The 516-nt window shown below is 62.6% G+C and carries 1 protein-coding gene; it reads left to right on the top strand.

Going from position 1 to position 516, the window contains the following annotated elements:
- A partial coding sequence (locus ACW5EG_RS17065; protein WP_457022493.1) for an IS3 family transposase occupies nucleotides 1-502 on the top strand: 502 nt, incomplete at its 5' end.
- Between the last annotated feature and the right edge of the window lie 14 nt (nucleotides 503-516).

Genomic DNA, 516 nt, shown 5'->3' on the forward strand with positions numbered 1-516 from the left:
CCCCAACCGGGTGTGGGTCGGCGATATCACCCATATCCCCACGCGCGAAGGCTGGTTGTACCTGGCCGCCGTGCTGGACGTGTGCAGCCGGCGCGTCGTCGGATGGGCGATGGCCTCGCAGCAGACCCGGGATCTAGCCGAACGCGCTCTGGCCATGGCCCTCGTGCAGCGTCGTCCGGGGCCCAACGTGGTCCTTCATCACGACCGCGGCAGCCAGTACACGAGCGCCAGCTACCGGGCGAAAGCGGAGGCAGCGAATATCATGCTGAGCATGAGCCGACCCGGCATGCCTTACGACAATGCGATGGCGGAGAGCTTCTTCAGCACGCTCAAACTGGAGCTGGTACCAGACAAGGCCTTCGCCTCACGCGAAGCTGCTCGCTTGGCTGTGTTCGATTACATCGAGACCTTCTATAACCGAACACGCATGCACTCGGCTCTAGACTACCAATCGCCCGCCCAATACGAAGAGCGGTTCAATCGCCTGGGGTATGTGCCCTAGGTCCACTGTCCGAA

The sequence above is a fragment of the Luteimonas sp. A611 genome (assembly GCF_054072715.1).